General features: G+C 59.5%; 19 protein-coding genes. 6 read left to right on the top strand and 13 right to left on the bottom strand.

All coding sequences use genetic code 11. The annotated features are described in order from the left end of the window. Positions 1–9 precede the first annotated feature (9 nt). Complete coding sequence (locus DW58_RS14240; protein ID WP_024549548.1) at positions 10–684, bottom strand: DUF3313 domain-containing protein; 675 nt, start codon at positions 682–684, stop codon at positions 10–12. 201 nt (positions 685–885) lie between these two features. After that, positions 886–2,481, bottom strand: a complete 1,596-nt coding sequence (locus DW58_RS14235; RefSeq protein WP_024549549.1) for an ABC transporter substrate-binding protein — start codon at positions 2,479–2,481, stop codon at positions 886–888. Between the two features lie 117 nt (positions 2,482–2,598). On the opposite strand from DW58_RS14235, the gene pepT reads away from it, so the two are divergent. Next, positions 2,599–3,837 carry a peptidase T gene (gene pepT / locus DW58_RS14230; protein WP_024549550.1) on the top strand — a complete coding sequence of 413 codons (1,239 nt, stop codon included), beginning with the start codon at positions 2,599–2,601 and terminating at the stop codon, positions 3,835–3,837. On the opposite strand, the gene tehB is transcribed toward pepT, so the two are convergent. Then, complete coding sequence (tehB, locus tag DW58_RS14225) at positions 3,821–4,411, bottom strand: tellurite resistance methyltransferase TehB (protein WP_024549551.1); 591 nt, start codon at positions 4,409–4,411, stop codon at positions 3,821–3,823. The two genes, pepT and tehB, sit on opposite strands and share 17 nt — an antisense overlap. A 118-nt stretch (positions 4,412–4,529) precedes the next feature. Between tehB and ydcK the strand changes: the two genes are divergently transcribed. Next, positions 4,530–5,510 carry a YdcK family protein gene (gene ydcK / locus DW58_RS14220; protein ID WP_024549552.1) on the top strand — a complete coding sequence of 327 codons (981 nt, stop codon included), beginning with the start codon at positions 4,530–4,532 and terminating at the stop codon, positions 5,508–5,510. On the opposite strand, the gene rimL is transcribed toward ydcK, so the two are convergent. Next, positions 5,495–6,067, bottom strand: coding sequence for a 50S ribosomal protein L7/L12-serine acetyltransferase (rimL, locus tag DW58_RS14215; RefSeq protein ID WP_024549553.1), 573 nt, complete (start codon positions 6,065–6,067; stop codon positions 5,495–5,497). The two genes, ydcK and rimL, sit on opposite strands and share 16 nt — an antisense overlap. Positions 6,068–6,146: 79 nt before the next feature. Between rimL and DW58_RS14210 the strand changes: the two genes are divergently transcribed. Next, entirely contained in the window at positions 6,147–6,545 is a 399-nt protein-coding gene (locus DW58_RS14210; protein WP_024549554.1) for a VOC family protein, read from the top strand. Between the two features lie 26 nt (positions 6,546–6,571). On the opposite strand, the gene DW58_RS14205 is transcribed toward DW58_RS14210, so the two are convergent. The 3 genes from DW58_RS14205 to hglS all read right to left on the bottom strand — a co-directional run bounded on the left by DW58_RS14205 (position 6,572) and on the right by hglS (position 11,412). Beyond that, positions 6,572–8,227, bottom strand: coding sequence for a glucan biosynthesis protein D (locus tag DW58_RS14205; protein ID WP_024549555.1), 1,656 nt, complete (start codon positions 8,225–8,227; stop codon positions 6,572–6,574). Between the two features lie 289 nt (positions 8,228–8,516). Beyond that, complete coding sequence (locus DW58_RS14200) at positions 8,517–10,028, bottom strand: carboxylesterase/lipase family protein (RefSeq protein WP_024549556.1); 1,512 nt, start codon at positions 10,026–10,028, stop codon at positions 8,517–8,519. A gap of 40 nt (positions 10,029–10,068) precedes the next feature. After that, positions 10,069–11,412 (bottom strand): 2-oxoadipate dioxygenase/decarboxylase HglS, encoded by a 1,344-nt coding sequence (gene hglS, locus DW58_RS14195; protein WP_024549557.1) that lies wholly within the window; start codon positions 11,410–11,412, stop codon positions 10,069–10,071. Between the two features lie 267 nt (positions 11,413–11,679). Here hglS and DW58_RS14190 point away from each other — a divergent pair, with 267 nt between their 5' ends. Then, positions 11,680–12,603: a LysR substrate-binding domain-containing protein gene (locus DW58_RS14190; protein ID WP_024549558.1), complete on the top strand. Its 924-nt coding sequence runs from the start codon at positions 11,680–11,682 to the stop codon at positions 12,601–12,603. Between the two features lie 52 nt (positions 12,604–12,655). Here DW58_RS14190 and DW58_RS14185 read toward each other — a convergent pair whose 3' ends face one another. The 4 genes from DW58_RS14185 to DW58_RS14170 form a co-directional block, all read right to left on the bottom strand. Then, on the bottom strand, positions 12,656–13,153 hold the full coding sequence (locus DW58_RS14185) for a YciE/YciF ferroxidase family protein (RefSeq protein ID WP_024549559.1): 498 nt from the start codon (positions 13,151–13,153) through the stop codon (positions 12,656–12,658). 139 nt (positions 13,154–13,292) lie between these two features. Continuing rightward, complete coding sequence (locus tag DW58_RS14180; RefSeq protein WP_024549560.1) at positions 13,293–14,984, bottom strand: methyl-accepting chemotaxis protein; 1,692 nt, start codon at positions 14,982–14,984, stop codon at positions 13,293–13,295. A 162-nt stretch (positions 14,985–15,146) separates the two neighbouring features. After that, on the bottom strand, positions 15,147–16,265 hold the full coding sequence (locus DW58_RS14175) for an S-(hydroxymethyl)glutathione dehydrogenase/class III alcohol dehydrogenase (protein WP_024549561.1): 1,119 nt from the start codon (positions 16,263–16,265) through the stop codon (positions 15,147–15,149). Between the two features lie 33 nt (positions 16,266–16,298). After that, positions 16,299–16,574, bottom strand: a complete 276-nt coding sequence (locus DW58_RS14170; protein ID WP_024549562.1) for a metal/formaldehyde-sensitive transcriptional repressor — start codon at positions 16,572–16,574, stop codon at positions 16,299–16,301. 380 nt (positions 16,575–16,954) lie between these two features. On the opposite strand from DW58_RS14170, the gene DW58_RS14165 reads away from it, so the two are divergent. Next, positions 16,955–17,290 carry a hypothetical protein gene (locus tag DW58_RS14165; RefSeq protein WP_029696388.1) on the top strand — a complete coding sequence of 112 codons (336 nt, stop codon included), beginning with the start codon at positions 16,955–16,957 and terminating at the stop codon, positions 17,288–17,290. 221 nt (positions 17,291–17,511) lie between these two features. Beyond that, the gene (locus DW58_RS14160; RefSeq protein WP_024549563.1) at positions 17,512–17,883 is read left to right on the top strand and encodes a hypothetical protein; all 372 of its coding nucleotides are present in this window, start codon (positions 17,512–17,514) and stop codon (positions 17,881–17,883) included. A gap of 35 nt (positions 17,884–17,918) precedes the next feature. Here DW58_RS14160 and DW58_RS14155 read toward each other — a convergent pair whose 3' ends face one another. Next, complete coding sequence (locus tag DW58_RS14155; RefSeq protein WP_024549564.1) at positions 17,919–19,244, bottom strand: MFS transporter; 1,326 nt, start codon at positions 19,242–19,244, stop codon at positions 17,919–17,921. Positions 19,245–19,483: 239 nt separating this feature from the next. Next, positions 19,484–20,014, bottom strand: a complete 531-nt coding sequence (cybB, locus tag DW58_RS14150; RefSeq protein ID WP_024549565.1) for a cytochrome b561 — start codon at positions 20,012–20,014, stop codon at positions 19,484–19,486. Between the last annotated feature and the right edge of the window lie 58 nt (positions 20,015–20,072).

Here is a 20,072-nt window from a genome sequence, read left to right as displayed (position 1 = left end):
GGAGACGGTTTACTTGTTCCCGGCGGTGGTGCCGAACATCTCGGCGTCTACCGCCAGATCGTCAATCACGCTCTTCAGGGTATCAACGGTCATCGGGGTATTTTCATTGCGCAGGGTTTTGCCCTCGCCCTTACGCACCACTCGCATTACCGGCTGCTGGGTGGCCGCGTCGATAAGCTCCCCCTCAAAGTAGAGATCGGTGTTCATGGTGCGGTGCCCGGTTGCGACCTGGGTACCGGCAACCACCAGCGCGATGGGCAGCACTTCATACACCTGGAAGCCCTTCTTGCTGGTATCCACCCCGGTAATCGCCCCGCGGAAAATCAGGCTGCGTGGGCCTGGCGTGGTGACCAGCGGTTTACGTTTCGCCGCCGCCTCTTTCATGCGGGTGTTGGTGTAGTTCAGCACGCCGTCGAGCATCTGCTGGCTGACCTGCGAGGAAGGTTTTGGCGCCGGGTAAAACACGATGGGGTTATAGACGAGGCTGTCGTAATTGGCCTCGTTAAAGCCCGGTGCGATCCAGCGCAGCACCGGTTTACCCGAGGCGGACGTGGTCTCCTCAAGTCCTGAATAATCCTTTAAAAATCCCGAATACTTATCCGACTGCGTGACGGATGATGAACAGCCCGCCAGCACCAGTGCGGCGGTTAAAAGCGTAGCGTTAACAAGAGTGGTGGTGCGCATTGGAAGTTCCCTGTGAGTGGCCCTCAGGCTCTGTAGTTATAGCCAAAAGCGCCTGCCGCAGCGAGCCTAAAAATGCCTTGATGAGAGAATTATAACGGCGCGCACATTTCTCATTCGCCGCCGTTATGAATGTGACGTTTTATGTGGCGAGTATGGGGTTGAATGATAAAAAATACCCCGCCGGAGCGGGGTAAGTAGTGACTATTTTTTCACATCAACCTGGTAAAAAATGTGTTTGCCGAACGGGTCCACTTCATACCCGGTCACGCCTTTGCGCACCGGCTCGAAAATGGTCGAGTGGGCAATCATCACCGCCGGCATCTGATCGTGCATCATCTGCTGGGCTTCTTTGTACAGCGCCGCGCGCTGCGACTGATCGGTGATCGCCCTGGCTTTGATAATCAGATCGTCAAACGGCTTGTAGCACCACTTCGCGGAGTTAGAGCCGCCCTGCGCCGAGGTGCAGGTGAACAGCGGGCCGAAGAAGTTATCCGGATCGCCGGTGGCGGTGGTCCAGCCCATCAGCGCCGCCTGGTGCTCGCCGCCCTTGACGCGTTTCAGGTACTCGCCCCATTCGTAGGTCACCACGTTGGCCTTCACGCCCACTTTCGCCCAGTCGGACTGAATCATCTCCGCCATGCGCTTGGCGTTCGGGTTGTAGGGACGCTGAACCGGCATCGCCCACAGGTCGATGCTCATCCCGTCAGCGAAGCCCGCCTCTTTCAGCAGCGCTTTGGCACGCGCCGGATCGTACGGGTAATCAGGGCGATCCGCATCGGCGCTCCAGACTCCCGGCGGCAGAATATTTTTCGCCGCCGAGCCGGTGCCGTGGAACACCGCCTCAATGATGGCCGGTTTGTTGATCGCCAGCGCCAGCGCCTGACGCACCTTGACGTTATCCAGCGGCGGTTTCTGGGTGTTGAACGCCAGGAACCCGGTGTTAAGCCCCGCTTTCTGCATCAGGGTGATGTCTTTGTTCTCCTTCATGCGCGGCAGATCCGCCGGGTTCGGGAACGGCATCACCTGACACTCGTTTTTCTCAAGCTTGGCGAAACGCACCGAGGCATCCGGAGTGATGCTGAACACCAGGCGGTCAAGCTTCGCTTTGCCCTCCCAGTAGTCCGGGAACGCGGTGAACAGAATGCGGGAATCCTTCTGATACTGCGCAAGTCGGAACGGCCCGGTGCCGACAGGGTCCATATCGACGCGCTCCGGGGTGCCGGCTTTCATCATCGCATCGGCGTACTCCGCCGACAGGATCGAGGCGAAGTACCAGGCAAGATCGGCGACAAACGGCGCTTCCGGCTGCGTCAGGGTAAAGCGCACCGTGTGGTCGTCCACTTTGTCGATGGCGGTAATCAGCTTGCCGAACTCAAGGCTTTCGAAGTTGGAGTAGTTGCCGTTGGACACGTTGTGGTACGGGTGTTTCGGGTCCTTCTGGCGCATAAACGAGAAGATCACGTCGTCGGCGTTAAAGTCGCGCGTCGGGGTGAAGTACTTGTTGCTCTGGAACTTCACGCCTTTGCGCAGATGGAAGGTGTAGACCTTACCGTCTTCGCTGACGTCCCACTTTTCCGCCAGGCTCGGCACCAGTTCGGTGGTTCCCGGTTTAAAGTCTACCAGGCGGTTGTAGACCGGCACCCCGCTGGCGTCCACGCTGGTCCCGGAGGTGTAAAGCTGAGGATTGAAGTTCTCCGGCGATCCTTCGGAGCAGTAAACCAGGGTGTTGGCCGCGACAGTGGAACTGACCGTCAGGGCGGCGAAAGCCACAGCAAGTGTGGTGAGTTTGCATCTCATAGCGTTTCCTTCTCTATTTTTATGGCGCCGTAATGAATGCTTGTAGTTTGCCTTTGCATAAATAACATTAAAGTAACAACGCAAACACCTGATAATACAAATAAAGAAGGAATCACTATGCCGTCGCCGCTCGCCAGTCAATTAACCCAGCGTTTCTTCCGCTACCTTGCGATTACCAGCCAGAGCGATGCCAAAGCCACCGCCCTGCCCAGCACGGCGGGCCAGTTCGTCATGGCGCAGGCGTTGGCCGACGAGTTGAAAACCCTGGGGCTGGAGCAGATTGTTATCGACGAACACGCCACGGTGACCGCCGTCAAACCGGGCACCGTCCCGGGTGCGCCGCGCGTCGGGTTTATCACCCACATCGACACCGTCGACGTCGGCCTGTCACCGGATATTCATCCGCAGATCCTGCGGTTTGACGGTCAGGATCTCTGCCTTAATCGCGAACAGGACATCTGGCTGAGGGTAGCCGAGCACCCGGAAATCCTCAGCTATCCCGGCGAAGAGATCATCTTCAGCGACGGCACCAGCGTGCTGGGGGCGGACAACAAAGCCGCGGTTACGGTGGTGATGACGCTGCTGGAGAACCTGCGCCCTGAGCACAAGCACGGCGATATCGTGGTGGCCTTTGTGCCGGACGAGGAGATTGGCCTGCGCGGCGCTAAGGCGCTGGATCTGGCGCGCTTTGCCGTCGATTTTGCCTGGACCATCGACTGCTGCGAGACAGGGGAAATAGTGTACGAAAACTTCAACGCCGCCCAGGCGGAGATCCGTTTCCACGGCGTGTCGGCGCACCCGATGTCGGCCAAAGGCGTGCTGGTTAATCCCCTGCTGATGGCGACCGACTACATCAGCCTGTTCGACCGGCAGCAAACCCCCGAGCATACCGAAGGCCGCGAAGGCTACGTCTGGTTTAACGGCATCAACGCCAATCAGAATCAGGCCGTGCTTCAGGCCAGCATTCGCGACTTCGACCGCGACGGTTTTGCGGCGCGCAAGGCGCAGATTGGCGAGGCGGTGCAGACCATTGCCAGCCGCTACCCGACCGCGAAAGTGGAGTTTGAGATAAGCGATGTCTACAGCAACATCAGCAATGCGATTGGAGAAGATCGCCGCGCCATCGACCTGCTGTTTGCCGCGATGGCGGAGCTGGATATTGAACCGAAAGTGACGCCGATGCGCGGCGGTACCGACGGGGCGGCGCTCTCGGCGAAGGGCCTGCTGACGCCGAACTTCTTTACCGGCGCGCACAACTTCCATTCTAAGTTTGAGTTTTTACCGCTTAAGGCTTTTGAGGCCTCTTACAAGGTGGCGCTCCACGCCTGCCTGCTGGCGGCTAAGCCTTACGCATAAGCGCGGTGGCAAAACGCTGCTTGATGCGGTTCCCCTGGGCGTCGGTGCGGTGCAGTTCGCCGACGTCCTCGTTGTACTTCACGCACTCCCAGCCGGCGTAGTAGTCACGCAGCTCGCCGGCCTTAAACCCGAACGGGAACATCTCAAGCTTCGGATAATCCTCGGTATCCATCGCCGCGACGATCAGGTTGTAGCCGCCCGGCACGGTGGCGCGCTGCATATCGCCAATCAGGCGCGGGATTGCCTGCGGCTCGAGAAACATCATCACTACGGTGGAGAGAATAAAGTCGTACTCGCCCTCGAAGGTCAGGTGGTTCAGGTCTTTCTCGGCAATCTCAATGTTCAGCCCTTCCGCCGCGGCAATCTCGCGCAGGCGCGCAATGCTGCCAGGATGTTTATCCCACGCGGTAACCTCAAACCCCTGGCTTGCCAGCCACAGGGTGTTACGCCCGCCACCGCAGCCCAGATCCAGCGCCCGGCCCGGTTTTACGTACTTCAGCGCGTTAAGCACCTCGGAGTGCGTCGGCGTCAGGCCCCAGGTTTCACTGAAGTAGTTTTCATCACGTTGTTTCATCTGTCTGTCCTGTCAGCTATGAGCGAGGCGGAAATTGTATTACCAATGCAACTTCACGCGCAACGCCGACGAACCCCATTCTCTGCTAGCTTTATTGCAGGCCCTCCGGAGCGCATCCATGGATAAATATGAACTGAATCCCGTATCGCAGCGTGTCACCGTCGAGCTGAACGGTGAAAAACAGTGGATAGAGATGCACCAGATTCGCGCCCTGCGCGATTTCAGCGATGTGACTGCCGGAAGCTGCGGCGGCTGGGTGGCGGACGAGTCCTGCCTGAGCCAGCACGGCGACTGCTGGATCTACGCCGAGAACAGCCTGGTGCTGGCCGGGGCGCACATCGACGGCAACGCGCGCGTCACTGGCACCTGCACTGTCGGGGACGGCGTGCGCATCACCGACAATGCCTGGGTGGACAACGCCACGCTCAGCGAAGGGGCGGAGATCGCCGGCAGCGCCACGGTACAGCACTCAACGGTGCGCGGCCGCTGCTCAATTCGCGACGAGGCGCGGGTGATAAATCAGAGCGAAGTCTACGCCGCTCAGGGGATGACCACCGATGCGACGCAGATCCTGCAAATCTATCACCAGGCGACGATAGACCACTCCCGGGTGGTGCATCAGGCGCAGATTTATGGCCGGGCCATCGCCAGGCACGCCTTCGTTGAGCATCGGGCTGAGGTGTTCGACGATGCCCTGCTGCTGGGGAATGACGACAACAACGTCTGGGTGTGCGACTGCGCGGCGGTGTATGGTCAGGCGCGTATCAGCGCCGGTACCGGCGAAGACCAGAGCCCGACGCTGCGCTACAGCTCCAGAGTGCACGGCAGCGCCGTTATTGAGGGCGACTGCCTGCTGCGCCATCAGGTGGAGGTGTACGGTAGCGCGGTGCTCTCCGGCGGGCCGATTATGCTGGATGAAGGCGTCACCCTGTGCGGCAGCGCCCGGGTGATCGGCAACGTGCTGATCGAACACCAGGTGACCCTCAGCGATGAGGCGGTAGTCGAGGGGTGCGACGGGGAAACGCTGCATCTGCGCGGCCCAAAAGCCATCGGTGGCGCGCAGCGTATCACCCGCACGCCGTTCTACGGGGTGTTCTGAGCCGCCTCGATGATGCGACCGTAGATGTTCTGGTCATGGTAGTCGCCGTTGAGGTACTCCGCCTGCTTCAGGCACCCTTCCAGGCTGAAGCCGTTGCGCTGCGCTACCCGATTGCTGGCCTCATTAGTGACGATGCACTTGATGACAAAGCGGCGCACCTCGCCCTTGTCGGCATAGTGGCGCATGATGGCCTGAATCGAGCGGCTGATAATGCCGCGTCCCTGCGCGCCCTCCTCCAGCCAGTAGCCGATATAGGCGGTTTTGTTCAGCGGCTCGACCTGATTGAACGACACCACGCCGCACAGCGTCTCATCGTGGAAGATAAGAAACATTTTGGCGTAGCCGCGATGGTGCAACAGATAGTTGCCATGCAGGGTTTTGCGCGTCTCCTCGGGGCCGATGACGTACTGCGGCCAGTTCATCGCCTGCTGCAGAAACGCCCGGTTGGCCACCACCAGCGCATAGAGCGACGCTTCGTACCGCTCGTGGACCGAGCGCAGCACAATCTCCTCATCCACCACCAGGGTTTCATCCTGCCACTGCGTCATCTCCTGCATCCTGGAATCCTCTGTCGGTTGGGTTGAAACATCATTGTTTACTATAGTTATTTATTCCACAACGCAAAGAGGAAAGCGCATGGCACAGGTTAAAGGCGTCGATCATCTGGTTCTGACGGTCAGCGACATGGCGGTATCCCGCCAGTTTTACTCCGGTCTGCTGACCTTTCTCGGCTTCGAGCTGATGGCGGATGATGAAACCATGGTCGGCTGGAGCAACGGCGTGACCCGACTGTGGATCGCCCAGGCCGATGCTCAGGGCATGAAGCACCCTTACCGCAAGGGCAATCCGGGATTTCACCACTATGCCTGGCAGCTTGACGGGCGCGACGGCGTGGACGAGCTTCAGGCCTGGCTGGAAAATCACAACGTGCCGATTGTCGATCCGGCGGGGGAATACTATGAGGATTACTACGCGGTATTTTTCCTCGACCCGGACGGCATGAAGCTGGAAGGGATGTATTACGGTAAAGAATAAAAAACGCCCCGTAAGGGGCGTTTTGCTTAGCGCATCTGTCTGTCGTCCACGTAGTTTCGCTTGTCCGGCGCCGGTGGGAAATACTGATACAGCCAGGTTTCGCTGATCGCCTCCCCCTGACAGCGCAGGAACATGCGCATCTCCACCGGTTCGACCGAGTCATTGGTCGGATACCAGTCGAACTGAATACGGTAGCCGTCGAACGGCTCGACGTAGAGGATCTCCACCTGCTTCGCTTCACCGTTAGAGAGCGTAATCACCGGCTCGATACCGCGCGGTGCGGCCTCTTTCAGGCCCGGCCCGGTGAAGTCGATGGCAAAACGGCGCGCCCAGGTCGTCGGGTAGTGTTCACCCGGTGCCCAGCCTTCCGGGAAGCCGCCCATCCCGCTGCGGGTGGCGCGTACCCGTGCCAGTGGCGTATGTACCGGCGGCTGCGCGCTCCAGTAAAGGCGGTACTTGAAGTTGAGGGTGTCCCCCGCCTTGATGGGCTTCTCCGGCTGCCAGAAGCAGACGATGTTATCCAGCGTCTCCCCGGTGGTCGGGATCTCCATCAGGTTGACCGACCCTTTGCCCCAGCTGTTGCGCGGCTCGACCCACAGGCTTGGGCGCTTGTTGTACCAGCCCATGATGTCCTGATAGTTATCGAAGTCGCGGTCGAGCTGCAGCAGGCCGAAGCCCTTCGGATTGTTATCCTGGAAGGCGTTGAACTGCAGTTTCTGCGGGTTATTCAGCGGACGGCAGATCCACTCGCCGTTACCGCGCCACATGGCGAGGCGATCCGAGTCGTGGATCTGCGGGTGGATGGTGTCGCACATCCGGCGCTCGTGGTTGCCGCAGCTGAACATGCTGGTCATCGGCGCGATGCCGACCTGCTTGATGTCCTTGCGGGCATAGAGGTGGTTTTCCACCTCCATAATCACCTGCGCCTGCTCGCAGTGAATGGTGAACTTGTACGCGCCGGTGACGCTCGGGCCGTCGAGCAGCGTATAGACCACAAAGGTGGTGTCGTCGGCTTTCGGGGTTTCAAACCAGAACGCGGTGAAGTCCGGGAACTCTTCCGGAGTATCGGTGAAGGTATCCACCGCCAGACCACGGGCGGAGAGCCCGTACTGATAGGTGTCATCCACCGCGCGGAAGTAGCTGGCCCCGAGGAAAGAGACGATGTCGCGGCGCGCCAGCTCCGGCGCTTTGAAGGCGCGGAATCCGGCGAAGCCCAGGTCGCTCTGGCCCTCAAGCTGACGGGTATCGACCCCGGCGTCGTTGTAGTTGAACAGCTCCGGGCGGAAGTGAATCTCCCGCGCCTGACGGGTGGCGGCGTCCAGCGAGAACATGCGCACCCGGCGGCGGAAGCCCATGCCGACGTGGAAGAACTGCACGTCCAGCTCGCGCCCCTCGATGTTGCTCCACAGCGAGTGGGCCGCATCGTACTGAATGCTGTTGTACTGCTGGGGCGTGAGGGTAGCCAGCGTCTGCGGCAGCGGGCGCGGCGCCCCGCCCCACGGCTGGCCGGCGAGATCCCGGGCCATCGACTGAAGGACAGAGAAATCAAAGGCACGGCTCTGACCATCCGCGATACCTGCTTCCTGCGCCCAGGCTTCGCGTGAAAAGAGCGTAGCCAGAGCCGGTGTGCCGCACGCTGCGGCAAGCGCCATTGAGGCTTTAATAAAACGTCTGCGGTTCATGCCTGTAAAATCGTCCTTCTTATTGTCGTGGTAATCATATTCCGCGGGGCGGAACATAACGGCAAGAGAGTGCAACGACTGCAAGCCGTTCACTCTAGACAACATTTACGCCAAATCCAATGACTTGACGTAAAAGCGGGCGACTTTTTTCAGCGCCACCGGAAAGTCCCGAAAACAATGCAAATAAACGTAAAAAAGCCCTGCCGGTTATAAATGCAGGGCGGGAATAATACGATGTTTCGTGCGCGCCGGCACCGCAGCGCGAAAATATTTCCGTCTGCGGGCCGGGTCAGTCGAGGGTGACGAGCCGGGACATCACCCGGCAGAAAAGCGCCATGCGGGCGCGCATAAAGCGGTTTTCTACCCGGAAGCCCGCTTCGCGGTGAATGCCGATGCGCAGCAGGCGGTCGCGGCGGCGGGTGCTGGCCGGCCAGCGAACCGGGCCATCCAGCACGCTGGTCTGCGCGCTCGCCGCCCGGGCGAACTGCACCCAGTAGTCCGCCACCTGCCCGGCAAAGGCCAGATCCTGTTCATCCACATGCTGGCACAGCGGTTCGGCGAGCGTCAGGTTGTCGAACACGTACGGCACCTCGTTGCCGTGCCACGCCCCGTGCGGAAACAGCTTGCGCTCGGCGAGCGGCACATAGTCGAACCAGTAGCGCCAGCACGGCTGATTGAGGCGCTGCTGGGCGCGCATCATCACATAGCCCATGGTGGTGAAAGCCATGTCGCGACACACCTCGCGCCCCAGCGGCCCGTCGCCTTTAAGACCGGGATAGAGCAGCCGGATCAGCCCCATCCCCATCCGGCGCTCGCGGCGCAGCCGGGTCATCTGCGCGGCGAAATCGACGCCAAACAGCCCGAGCACGCTGGCCTCATCGCTGTTGCTGCCGATCATCACCGGCACCGGGTACTGACGGGCGTGCAGCAGCGTGTCGAGCATCGGCTCGGGGAGCACGGCGTCACCGGATATCGGCGTGGGGTGCAGGTTGAACGGTTTCTCCAGCGCCCAGAATGCGTCGCCGGGCAACGCCCGCAGCTGCGCCGCGGTGGCGTTTTCCAGTCCCAGATGGGCGGCAACGGCCTCGCCCTGGTGCAGCGCGCGCTGGCGCGGCACATCCGGCAGCGTGTAGCCGCTTTGCACTATCGCTTTATGAAACAGCCCGGCGGCCAGCGGAGAGCACAGCAACGACAGCACGCTGCGCGCCCCGGCCGACTCGCCGAACAGCGTCACGTTGCTGGCGTCACCGCCAAAGGCTTCGATATGCTGCTGCACCCAGCGCAGCGCGGCAATCTGGTCGAGCAGCGCAAAGTTGTGCACCGGGCCGTCAGGATTTTCCTGATCCAGCGCCGGGTGGGCGAAAAAGCCGAGATGACCGAGGCGGTAGTTCACCGAAACCAGCACCACGCCGCGCGCCGCGAGGCGTGCGCCGTCGTAGGGAGGAAGCCCGGCCGAGCCGAGGGTAAACCCGCCGCCGTGCAGCCAGACCATCACCGGCAGCGGTGCGGTACGCTCTTTGGGTGCCCAGACGTTGAGCCACAGGCAGTCTTCGGAGAACGCACCGGGATCGCCCCCGGCAATCTCCTCGCACAGGGTTGCGTTTTGCCAGCAGGCGGCGCCGTTGCGGGTGGCGTCGCGCACGCCCTCCCACGCCGTTACCGGTTCGGGGGCTCGCCAGCGGCGCTCGCCGACCGGCGGCGCGGCGTAGGGGATGCCGCGCCAGCAGTGAATGTTATTTTCCAGGGCTCCGCGCAGCCGTCCCTGGGGCAGTTGAATGATGAGGGTTTCAGGCGTGTTCATACCGCTTCCTTATTGGACACACCCTCTTATTCTGGCGAATTCAGAGGAAACCGCAACGGCGCTTGCTGCGATCCTCCGCCTGCTGATAGAGCGTAAACTCGTCCAGCACCGGGCAGCCCAGCGCCTGCTCGAACGCTTCGCGGCTGGCGTTGCCGTGCCGCTGGCCCTGTGCCTCGTCCCCGAGGTTTGACTGAAAAATCCCCGCCGCGCTCACCGGAAGAAAGTCTTCGTAGATGATGGGCTGGGCGGTGATCCAGCCGCGTTCGATCAGCATCTGCGGGTCATCCCCCGGTGAGATGGCGTGCCGGTGCACCTCGCCCACCGGCGTCAGGCGGTAGCGGAAGTAGGCCAGCCCCTGACGGCGCAGCAGCATCTCGCTATCCGGAAAGGCGCTGAACACCTGGTGCAGGTGATGCTGATGCGTGAGGTTGTCTTTACCGGTCCCGGCTTCGCTCAGTAGACGGTCATACAGCGCCCGTCCCTTTGGCGTTAACGCCATGCCGCGCTGCTCGATTTCGCCGAAGCGCGCCGTATGGGTGCCCTGATGCTCCCCGGCGAACAGAATCGGCTCCTCCAGCGCTTTAAAGCTGGTCTGGCGCAAAAGGATCGGCAGCTCGCGGCGCGGCGGCCCTTCGATGATGGCTTTCGGCGCGATGCCGTACTCCGGCATCAGGGCCTGCACGCGATCGATATCCAGGGTGCGCGGCGTCAGGTGATTAATGTGGCAGCCTTTGAAGCAGACCACATCTGCGATCAGCCGGTGCTCGTCATGCAGCGCCTGGTAGGTGTCGGCGTCCACGGTGGCGTGGCGATGCCAGCGAAAGGTTTCAAGCGCTTCGGTAACGAAACGCTGCGCCTCATCCGGCGTGAACCCCTGGTTGTCGTCGTAACGATCCAGCAGCCGGTAGAGCTGCGGAGTGAAGATGTCGCGCTTCGCGAGTATCGCCGCCGCCTTTTTACGCAGCGCGGCATCGCTAATCAACTCAAGGCGCAGCAGCGAGGTAAAGACGCGGAACGGGTTGCGGCACAGCGCCTCATCCTCCACCGGCCTGAACGCGGTGGAGTGAACCGGGACGCCCGCCTGAGAGAGATCGTAATAGCCCACCGGGTGCATCCCCATCACTTTGAAGATGCGCCTGAGCGTCGCCAGCTCCGCTGGGCTGCCCACCCTGATGGCGCCGTGGCGTTCCACGTTGAGCCGCGCCAGTTCGTCGGCGTTGAGCAACTGCTCGTGCAGCGCCGGGTTGTTCTCCAGAATCGCCAGATTCACATCAGCCACCAGTTCCAGCAATGTGCCATATTGCGGCACTTCCTGCTGGTACATCCCGGACATGGCCTGAGAAAATAGCTCGCGAATTTCATCTGCCGTGATGGTATTCGTCATCTCTCTCTTCCTCTGCGTAACACTCTCTGGAGTGTAGAAAAGCCGTTGACGCGCCGGGCAAATAATTGCCGTTCTGTGATCCCGGATGAATCGGCGTTATTTTTAACCGCATCGGTGACAACGTCACTCAAAATTCAACGTTGCATCATATCGACAATCACTTTTTGTTATCAATACTGACTACTTGTTAATTTTAATTTGCTAGCAAGTTATCAAAATTAAACAAGTTATCTTGTCACCCGCCCCGCACTGCTTTAAACATCGGTTATGGAAAAAAATGGCCTCTTTAGTCAGCGCATTCGTTTGCGCCACCTGCATACTTTTGTCGCCGTCGCCCAGCAAGGAACCCTTGGGCGTGCGGCGGAGACCCTCAACCTCAGTCAGCCCGCCCTGTCTAAAACGCTTAACGAACTGGAACAGCTGACCGGCGTGCGCCTGTTTGACCGCGGCCGGCTGGGTGCAAAGCTGACCGTGATGGGCGAGCAGTTTCTCACCCACGCGGTGAAGGTGCTTGATGCCCTGAACCACGCCGGCCAGGCGCTCAATCGTAAGGAAGACAAGGAGCTTGACGTGGTGCGCGTCGGGGCGCTGCCCACCGCCGCGCTTGGCGTCCTGCCCACGGTTATCGGTCACTTCCACAAGCAGCACAGCGACATCAAGCTGCAGGTCGCCACCATGAATAACCACATGCTGCTGGCTGGGCTGAAAACCGGGGAGATCGACGTGGGCATCGGACGCATGTCGGACCCGGACCTGATGACCGGCCTCAACTATGAGCTGCTGTTTCTCGAGTCGCTGAAGCTGGTGGTTCGCCCTGACCATCCGCTGTTCAATGACAACATTACCCTGAGCCGGGTGATGGAGTGGCCTGCGGTGGTCTCGCCTCAGGGCACGGTGCCGCGGGAGAACGCCGAAGCGCTGCTGGAGAGCCAGGGGTGCAAGCTGGCGCCAACCTGCGTGGAAACGCTCTCGGCGTCGCTGTCGCGGCAGCTTACGGTGGATTTTGACTACGTGTGGTTTGTGCCATCCGGCGCGGTAAAAGAGGATTTAAAACAGGGTGTGCTGGTGGCCCTGCCGGTGCCGACGCTTGGCGCGGGGGAGCCAATCGGCATTCTGACCCGCTCGGATGTGACGTTGTCACCCAGCGCGCAGGCGCTGCTCAATCAGATCCGAAAATCGGTGCCCGCATAAATGAAAACGCCCGGCAGAGCCGGGCGTCGTTCACGTTCCTGAAACCTGACAATCAGGCCGCGCTGGCCTTTTTGTTCACGCCGGACTCCGCAATGAGCGTCAGTTTACCGTCGGTTTCTTTCTCTTCTGCCAGGGTTTCCGCCAGCAGTTTTTCAGCATCTTTGTAGCCCAGCTGTTTCGCGAGGGTTACCAGGGTACCGTATGCGGCAATCTCATAGTGCTCAACCTTCTGCGCCGCAGCGATCAGTCCTGCATCACGCACCGGACCTTTTTCGACTTCTTCAATAACTTCTGCACCCTCTTCAACCAGCCCTTCCATTGCCACGCACTTAATGCGGCGCAGCTTCAGTTCGGGCACGCTGTCGACCACTTTGTCGATGCGCTCGATCTGGCCCTGGGTTTCTTCGAGGTGCATTTTAAACGCCTCGCTCAGCTTCGGTTCAGACGCGGCGCGTGCCAGTTTTGGCAGCGCTTTGGTCAGCTGTTTTTCGGCGCTGTACGTGTCGGAAAGTAAATGTACGAACAAGTCCTGAATGGTTTTGATCTGCATGTCTTATCTCCGTTATCGCTAAAGTCCCCTTAAGCATGGACGACGATGCGGGAAATAAGCCAGGCGGCAAACGCCAGGCATTGTCCTAAAACGCAGGTTGGAGAGTAGACGGGCACGACGAACGTGCCCGGAAAATAACTCAGAAGGTTTCCCAGTGCTCGCCCTGGGCCAGCGCCGGGCGCGGTGTCGCAGCGCGTGGAGCGGACGGTGGTGGCGTGGTGTCGCGTGCTGACGTAACGCCGCGCAGACGGAACGCGCCCACGGCCTGGGTCAGACGCGCGGCCTGATCTTCAAGCGCAACCGCGGCTGCCGATGCTTCTTCAACCAGCGCGGCGTTTTGCTGGGTGACATTATCCATCTCGGCAATCGCCTGGCCTACCTGCTCAATGCCACGACTCTGCTCATCAGAGGCGGCAGCGATCTCCTGCATGATATCGGTGACGCGGCGTACCGCATCGACGATACCCTTCATGGTTTCGCCCGCTTCCACCACTTCACTGGAGCCTTTGTCGATAAGCGTCACCGAGGCGCCGATCAGTCCTTCGATCTCTTTCGCCGCCTGGGCGCTGCGGCTGGCGAGGGTACGCACTTCGCTGGCAACCACCGCGAAGCCACGGCCCTGTTCGCCGGCGCGTGCGGCTTCTACCGCCGCGTTCAGCGCCAGAATGTTGGTCTGGAACGCGATGCTGTTAATGACCGCGGTGATTTCAGAGATTTTCTTCGAGCTGGCGGAGATGCCGCCCATGGTATTGACCACGCCCGACACCATGCGTCCGCCGTCGCTGGCCTTGTTAGAGGCCTCGGCCGCCAGTTTGCTGGCGTGGTGAGCGTTGTCGGCGTTCTGTTTCACCGTGGCGGTGAGCTGCTCCATGCTGGCCGCGGTTTGCTCCAGCGCGGCGGCCTGCTGCTCGGTACGTGACGACAGATCGGTGTTGCCGGCAGAGATTTCGCTGGTGCCCTGATAGATAGCGTCGGCGCCCTGGCGCACGCTGCCCACGGTGTCCACCAGTGAACGCTGCATGTGCTGAAGATGCTGGCTCAGCTTGCCGATTTCGCTGCGGCCCGTGGCCTCTTCCGGCATCGTCAGATCGCCGGCGGCAATCAGCTCAATGCGCTTCGCGGCGTGCTGCAGCGGGGTAATCACCGTGCGGCGCAGCGCCACAAAGGTCAGCAGGGAGAGAATCAGCGCTACCGCAAAGGCGCCGCCCATCACCATCAGGCTAAACTGGGTGCGGTTGTGGGCATCCACGCTCAGCTGCTGCGCGCGTGCGGTGCGGATCTCAATGGCTTTGAGCAGAATGTCGTTATAGTCGCTGTCGAGCTGACGGGCAACTTCATCTTCATGGTTGATGATCGCCTCAAACATGCCGTTTTTAGCGAACTTCAGCATCGGTTGCAGGCCGTCAATGTAGGCGGTAAAGCGGGTTTTCAGCTCGCCATCCAGCGCCACATCGGCCGGGGTTTTCACCTTGCGGTCCATATACTGATTGAAGCCGTCCTGCGCCTGTTTAAGGCGCTTCTCGGCCTCAGCAACGTTCATCTTCATCAGATCCATCTCTGCCACGCGGCTTGCCGCCCCGGCATGGATCATGTTGATGCGCGCGGTGCGCAGGTGATTGGAACTGTTAGAAAGGCTCGAACGAACCTGAATTTCCTCCGTCACATCGTTGAGGGTCTGTTCGCTCTGCAGCTGGAAGTAACCCGCCAGCCCCACGCACAGCGCAAACAGCAGCAAAATCCCTCCGAGAATGGAAGCAAACAGCGGAACCAGCCTTATGTGATGCAGGAAGCCGACGCTCCCCGAGTGGTGCATCGTTTTTGTTTTGTCCATGGCCCAAGTCTCTTATTGGTAAGGTGCGAAATAACACCAGATAAACATCGGCATTTCGCGACGAACGCTTACCGCTAAAAGCGCTAACTGGCTCACAGTTTGCGCTAAAACCTTGCGAGATCGGGGAAATAGCCAGCGGCAGGCGCCGCTGGCAGAGGGGGATTACTTGTCGCCGAAGTGGATAACGGTACGGATGGATTTGCCCTGATGCATCAGGTCAAAGGCTTCGTTGATCTGCGAAAGCGGCAGGCGGTGGGTAATGAACGGGTCAAGATTGATTTTGCCCTTCATGGAGTCTTCCACCATGCCCGGCAGCTGGGTGCGCCCTTTCACGCCGCCAAACGCCGAACCGCGCCATACGCGTCCGGTCACCAGCTGGAACGGACGGGTTTTGATCTCCTGACCTGCACCCGCCACGCCGATGATGACGCTCTCGCCCCAGCCTTTATGGCAGCACTCGAGCGCAGAGCGCATAACGTCAACGTTGCCGATACATTCGAAGCTGTAGTCCACGCCGCCGTCGGTGAGCTCAACGATCACCTCCTGCACCGGCTTGTCGTAGTCTTTCGGGTTCACGAAATCGGTCGCACCCATCTCACCGGCCAGCTTGAACTTCTCCGGGTTAGTGTCGACGACGATAATCCGGCCTGCTTTCGCCTGGACCGCGCCCTGGATCACCGCCAGACCGATACCGCCGAGGCCGAATACCGCTACGGTGTCGCCCTCTTTCACTTTCGCCGTGTTGTGAACCGCGCCGATGCCGGTGGTTACGCCGCAGCCCAGCAGGCAGACTTTGTCCAGCGGCGCTTCAGGGTTCACCTTGGCCAGCGAAATTTCCGCTACCACGGTGTACTCGGAGAAGGTGCTGGTACCCATGTAGTGATAGATCGGCTCGCCATTGTAGGAGAAGCGGGTGGTGCCGTCCGGCATCAGCCCTTTACCCTGGGTGGCGCGTACCGCCTGGCAGAGGTTGGTTTTGCCGGATTTACAGAACTTACACTCGCCGCATTCAGCGGTGTAGAGCGGAATAACGTGGTCGCCCGGCTTCAGGCTGGTCACGCCCTCACCCACTTCGACCACGATACCGCCGCCTTCATGGCCCAGCACGGCCGGGAACACGCCTTCCGGATCGTCGCCGGACAGGGTAAACGCATCGGTGTGGCACACGCCGGTATGGGTGATGCGCACCAGCACTTCCCCTTTCTTCGGCGGCGCGACGTCGATCTCGACGATTTCAAGCGGTTTGCCCGGTCCAAATGCAACGGCTGCACGTGATTTCATAAGCGTCTCTTCCCTTGTTGTGAATAGTACATATTATTTTAGATAAGCCCGCAGCAGCTGGCCGATGTCGTTCATACGTTGCGCCCGCTCAGCGGGCGTGGTGTCCCCGCTGACCAGTTCGTCTTTCAGGTGAATCTCCACCATCTCACCCATCAACCCGTTAGCCGCGCCGCGTACCGCGGCGATCTGCTGGAGAATAGCCAGACAGGGTTCTCCCGCTTCCAGCGCCCTTTCCAGCGCTTCGGCCTGGCCGCGTATGCGGCGCACGCGGGTGAGAATGCGTTTTTTATCCTGCGGTGAATGCGGCATGGCACGCCCTCCGTATACTATAGGGGGGTATAGTAACCTGGTGAGGTGGCATTGTAAAATCACATCGTTTCTCGCTGTGTTCAGGGAACCGGGAGCGGTATTTACATCCTGTCGACACGCCGGAAAGAGAGTTACCTTTTCATTATTAACATAACAAAATTATTATTTTCCAGGTTATTTAGGGAGGCACTGAATTAACAGAAATAATTACAGCGGAAAGTATAATGGCGTAATGAATGATGCTTTCTAAAGAAACGTAAAAAGGCAAACGTTGAAATTGAGAAAATTCTTAATAAGTGTTATTTTGTTTCTCGCTCTCAGGAAGGGCAAATAAACACGACAGACAGGAGCATAGCATTGCTCACAAAAAAGGAAAAAAAATGCATTGGGATATAACCGAGATGTTGGCATCCCCCACCACCGGCACGGCATTCGCCCTTGCCGTTAGCCCGAAAGGTTTTAAGGTCATTCTCTGGTATAAAGGCAGTTACTTTTTGAGGCCAGATAATAATATCTTCACCAGCAGCATAGGCTTACTTGTTAATAATCAACCACGCGATATCGACGTCATCCACTTATTCCCCTACAGCGCCGCCTTCTGGCAGACCACCAAAGCGGGCGCGCAGTGCCCCGGCAACGAACAGCCCCACCTGGAACAGTGCTCTCGCTCTTCAGCCTGCCAGTTTGATCTTTGCCCTTATGGAATTGAAAAGTAGCAGACAGGTTAATTTCACGAGTAGCAGCAGTTCATCACTCATTATTTTTACAGCCATTTAGCACTGTGTTATAAATCGTTTATAAGTTTGTGGTAAATATATTTACCTCTTGGATCTCTCAACTCAAATCGTAAAGGAAAAGTGATAGCATTAATTGCACTATAATAATTTCACCCCGGGTAAGATCCACGGCATGATCCTTCCCTTTCAGGATGGAATGAATGCTGAATTACACGCTGTCGGCGCCGAATATGGCGCAATCAAATATCATGGAGGAAGTCATGACAAACCGCACTGGTCATCGGATGGGCGTTAATAACACCGCGTTTGCTCTCATTGGTTTACTGACAGCGTTCAGCAGCCTGGCTGTTGAAAAAATACCGCAGGAGATAACCACGTTCATCACCCAGGCCGATAGCTGTGAATACCTTGCAGGCGAATGGGACAATATGCTGCCGGTTGCTCGCCAACAATCGTTAGAAAAGGAGATAAATCAGGTCTGCTCCGCGGCCAAAACGCAGCAGGCGCAACTGCGCCTGCGCTACCGCACGCATGATGATCTGCTGGAGATGATTAACCGCTACGACTTTTAACGGCAGAGAGGATACGCGTTCCATTCACACGCCCGCTAACGCTTCAGTGGCTGCCCGGCGGTTTCCCTGGCGCGCAGCACCGTCAGGAAGGTGATGACCGCCGCGCCCATCACGTACCAGGCCGGCGAGAACGGGTAGCCGGTGGCGCTGATAAGCCAGGCGGAGAACCACGGCGTGATACCACCGAAAAACGCCACCGCCACGTTGTAGGCGATCGACATGCCCCCGTAGCGAATGCTGGTCGGAAACAGCTCTGCCATCGCTGCGCTACAGGCCCCGTCAAACGCGGCGATAAATGCCCCGAGCATCAGCATGGCCAGCACCGCGGAGAGCATGTCTCCGCGCGCCATCAGCATCAGTGCGGGCCAGGTAAAGAGGATAAATCCGGCACAGCCGGCCAGCATCAGCGGTTTGCGACCGTATTTGTCGGAGAGATAGCCCATAAACGGCACCATCACCGCAATTGCAAACAGCCCAATGGTGGTGATGGCGTAGGCGTCGAGCTTGCTGTAGTGCAACTGGGTGGAAAGGTAGCTCGGCATAAAGGTTTGCAGCACCCAGTGCCCCACCGCTTTGATCACCACGAACCCGACGCAGAACGCCAGCGCGCCCCAGGCGGTGGTCATCGCCACCCGCAGCGGTGCAGCTTCGGTTTTCCCGCTGGCGGCCGCCGCGGTGAATTCCGGTGAATCCTCCAGATGTGTACGCAGATAGAGGCCGATAAGCCCCAGCGGCCCGGCGATCAGAAAGGGAATGCGCCAGCCCCATGCGTTCATGGCACTTTCGCCCAGCCCGGCGGTAAGTAAAAACACCAGCCCGGAGCCGGCGACAAACGCCATAAAGCCAAAGTTATCGATCCAGCAGGTGAAGTAGCCGCGCCGCGCGACCGGGGCGTATTCCGCGAGATAGGTGGTGGCCCCGGAGGTCTCGCCCCCGGCGGCGAAGCCCTGCACCAGACGCGTCAGCACCAGCAGCACCGTGGCGGTGACGCCAATAGAGTGCCAGGTCGGCAGCAGCCCCATCACAAAAGTGGCGCCGGAGGTGAGCAGGATCACCGTGGCCAGCACTTTCTGGCGGCCTATCCGGTCGCCCAGCGAGCCGAAAAACAGCCCGCCGAGCGGGCGCATGATGAACCCGGCGCCGAACACCGCAAACGACGCGAGCAGCGCGGCGGTGGGATCGGCGGAGGGGAAGAAGTTGATGCCGATGATCGCCGCCAGCGTGCCGTAGAGTCCAAAATCGAACCACTCGACAAAATGGCCCACGCCGGTGGCGAGCAGCACCTTACGCAGCTTGCGCGTTACCACGGCCTCTTCACCCTTATTCACGTGCGCTTCCCCAGCGCGGACTGAATCGTTCATCACATCCCCTTTCGCGTTCAATACGCGCCGGTGGTGGGTTGCGGAAGCTGGCAGTGCCAGCCCCTGGACAGGTCATCTGCATAAAGTGTTTCTATAATAGATATAGTTCTATAGGCAACGCCGCGCTTTCGCCCACCCGGCTGGAATAAAAATGTGAAGTGAAACGCTACCGGGGCAGAAAACAGCCAGCGGGATCACGTTTTGCCCCCAAAAAAAACGCCCCGTTGCGGGGCGTCGAGTCAGGTACGTTTGCCAGGCATCATTCTCAGCAGCGTGTTGTCTTTCCAGAGATAGTGATGCAGCAGCGCAGCGGCCGCATGGATGCCGACCACGAAATAGCTGATATTGGCGATCAGCACGTGGTAATCGGACAGGGTTTCGACCAGATCTTCATCCCCGACTGCCGCAGAGGGCATCGGCAGGCCAAACGCCATCCAGTTCCCGCCCCGGTAGTACATCGACAGGAAGCCCAGCACCGGCAGCACAATAAAGATCAGGTACACCGCCAGGTGCCCGAGGTGCGACAGGCCGATCACCATGCCGCGCGGTTTCGGCACGATGGGCGGAGCAGGATACTTCAGACGCACCAGCAGCCGCGCCACCATCAGCACCATAACGCTGATGCCGCAGCTGACGTGAACCATGTTAACCAGCCAGCGCAAATTGCGGGGCGCATAGCCGCGAAGCTCCATCGTGGCATACGCCACAATGACCAGCAGCGCGACCAGCCAGTGAATTGTAATTTGCAGAGTTGTATAACGAGAGCGCATAAATTAACCATATCGAACGCAGCGGAGAAAACACCATAGCGAGAGACGCGGCTGATTT

It is taken from the genome of Siccibacter turicensis LMG 23730 (genome assembly GCF_000463155.2).
In the GTDB taxonomy this organism is placed as follows: domain Bacteria; phylum Pseudomonadota; class Gammaproteobacteria; order Enterobacterales; family Enterobacteriaceae; genus Siccibacter; species Siccibacter turicensis.
The sequence above is the reverse complement of the archived record's forward strand: the minus strand, read 5'-3'. Positions and strand labels throughout refer to the sequence as shown.

Bases quoted from the DNA above. Each gene is read 5' to 3' on its own strand.
- tehB (WP_024549551.1), bottom strand. From the start codon at position 4,411: ATGAAACAACGTGATGAAAACTACTTCAGTGAAACCTGGGGCCTGACG.
- cybB (WP_024549565.1), bottom strand. From the start codon at position 20,014: ATGCGCTCTCGTTATACAACTCTGCAAATTACAATTCACTGGCTGGTC.
- DW58_RS14235 (WP_024549549.1), bottom strand. From the start codon at position 2,481: ATGAGATGCAAACTCACCACACTTGCTGTGGCTTTCGCCGCCCTGACG.
- DW58_RS14200 (WP_024549556.1), bottom strand. From the start codon at position 10,028: ATGAACACGCCTGAAACCCTCATCATTCAACTGCCCCAGGGACGGCTG.
- DW58_RS14185 (WP_024549559.1), bottom strand. From the start codon at position 13,153: ATGCAGATCAAAACCATTCAGGACTTGTTCGTACATTTACTTTCCGAC.
- DW58_RS14190 (WP_024549558.1), top strand. From the start codon at position 11,680: ATGGAAAAAAATGGCCTCTTTAGTCAGCGCATTCGTTTGCGCCACCTG.
- pepT (WP_024549550.1), top strand. From the start codon at position 2,599: ATGCCGTCGCCGCTCGCCAGTCAATTAACCCAGCGTTTCTTCCGCTAC.
- DW58_RS14165 (WP_029696388.1), top strand. From the start codon at position 16,955: ATGCATTGGGATATAACCGAGATGTTGGCATCCCCCACCACCGGCACG.
- DW58_RS14210 (WP_024549554.1), top strand. From the start codon at position 6,147: ATGGCACAGGTTAAAGGCGTCGATCATCTGGTTCTGACGGTCAGCGAC.
- rimL (WP_024549553.1), bottom strand. From the start codon at position 6,067: ATGCAGGAGATGACGCAGTGGCAGGATGAAACCCTGGTGGTGGATGAG.
- DW58_RS14240 (WP_024549548.1), bottom strand. From the start codon at position 684: ATGCGCACCACCACTCTTGTTAACGCTACGCTTTTAACCGCCGCACTG.
- DW58_RS14160 (WP_024549563.1), top strand. From the start codon at position 17,512: ATGCTGAATTACACGCTGTCGGCGCCGAATATGGCGCAATCAAATATC.
- DW58_RS14180 (WP_024549560.1), bottom strand. From the start codon at position 14,984: ATGGACAAAACAAAAACGATGCACCACTCGGGGAGCGTCGGCTTCCTG.
- hglS (WP_024549557.1), bottom strand. From the start codon at position 11,412: ATGACGAATACCATCACGGCAGATGAAATTCGCGAGCTATTTTCTCAG.
- DW58_RS14205 (WP_024549555.1), bottom strand. From the start codon at position 8,227: ATGAACCGCAGACGTTTTATTAAAGCCTCAATGGCGCTTGCCGCAGCG.
- ydcK (WP_024549552.1), top strand. From the start codon at position 4,530: ATGGATAAATATGAACTGAATCCCGTATCGCAGCGTGTCACCGTCGAG.
- DW58_RS14155 (WP_024549564.1), bottom strand. From the start codon at position 19,244: ATGAACGATTCAGTCCGCGCTGGGGAAGCGCACGTGAATAAGGGTGAA.
- DW58_RS14170 (WP_024549562.1), bottom strand. From the start codon at position 16,574: ATGCCGCATTCACCGCAGGATAAAAAACGCATTCTCACCCGCGTGCGC.
- DW58_RS14175 (WP_024549561.1), bottom strand. From the start codon at position 16,265: ATGAAATCACGTGCAGCCGTTGCATTTGGACCGGGCAAACCGCTTGAA.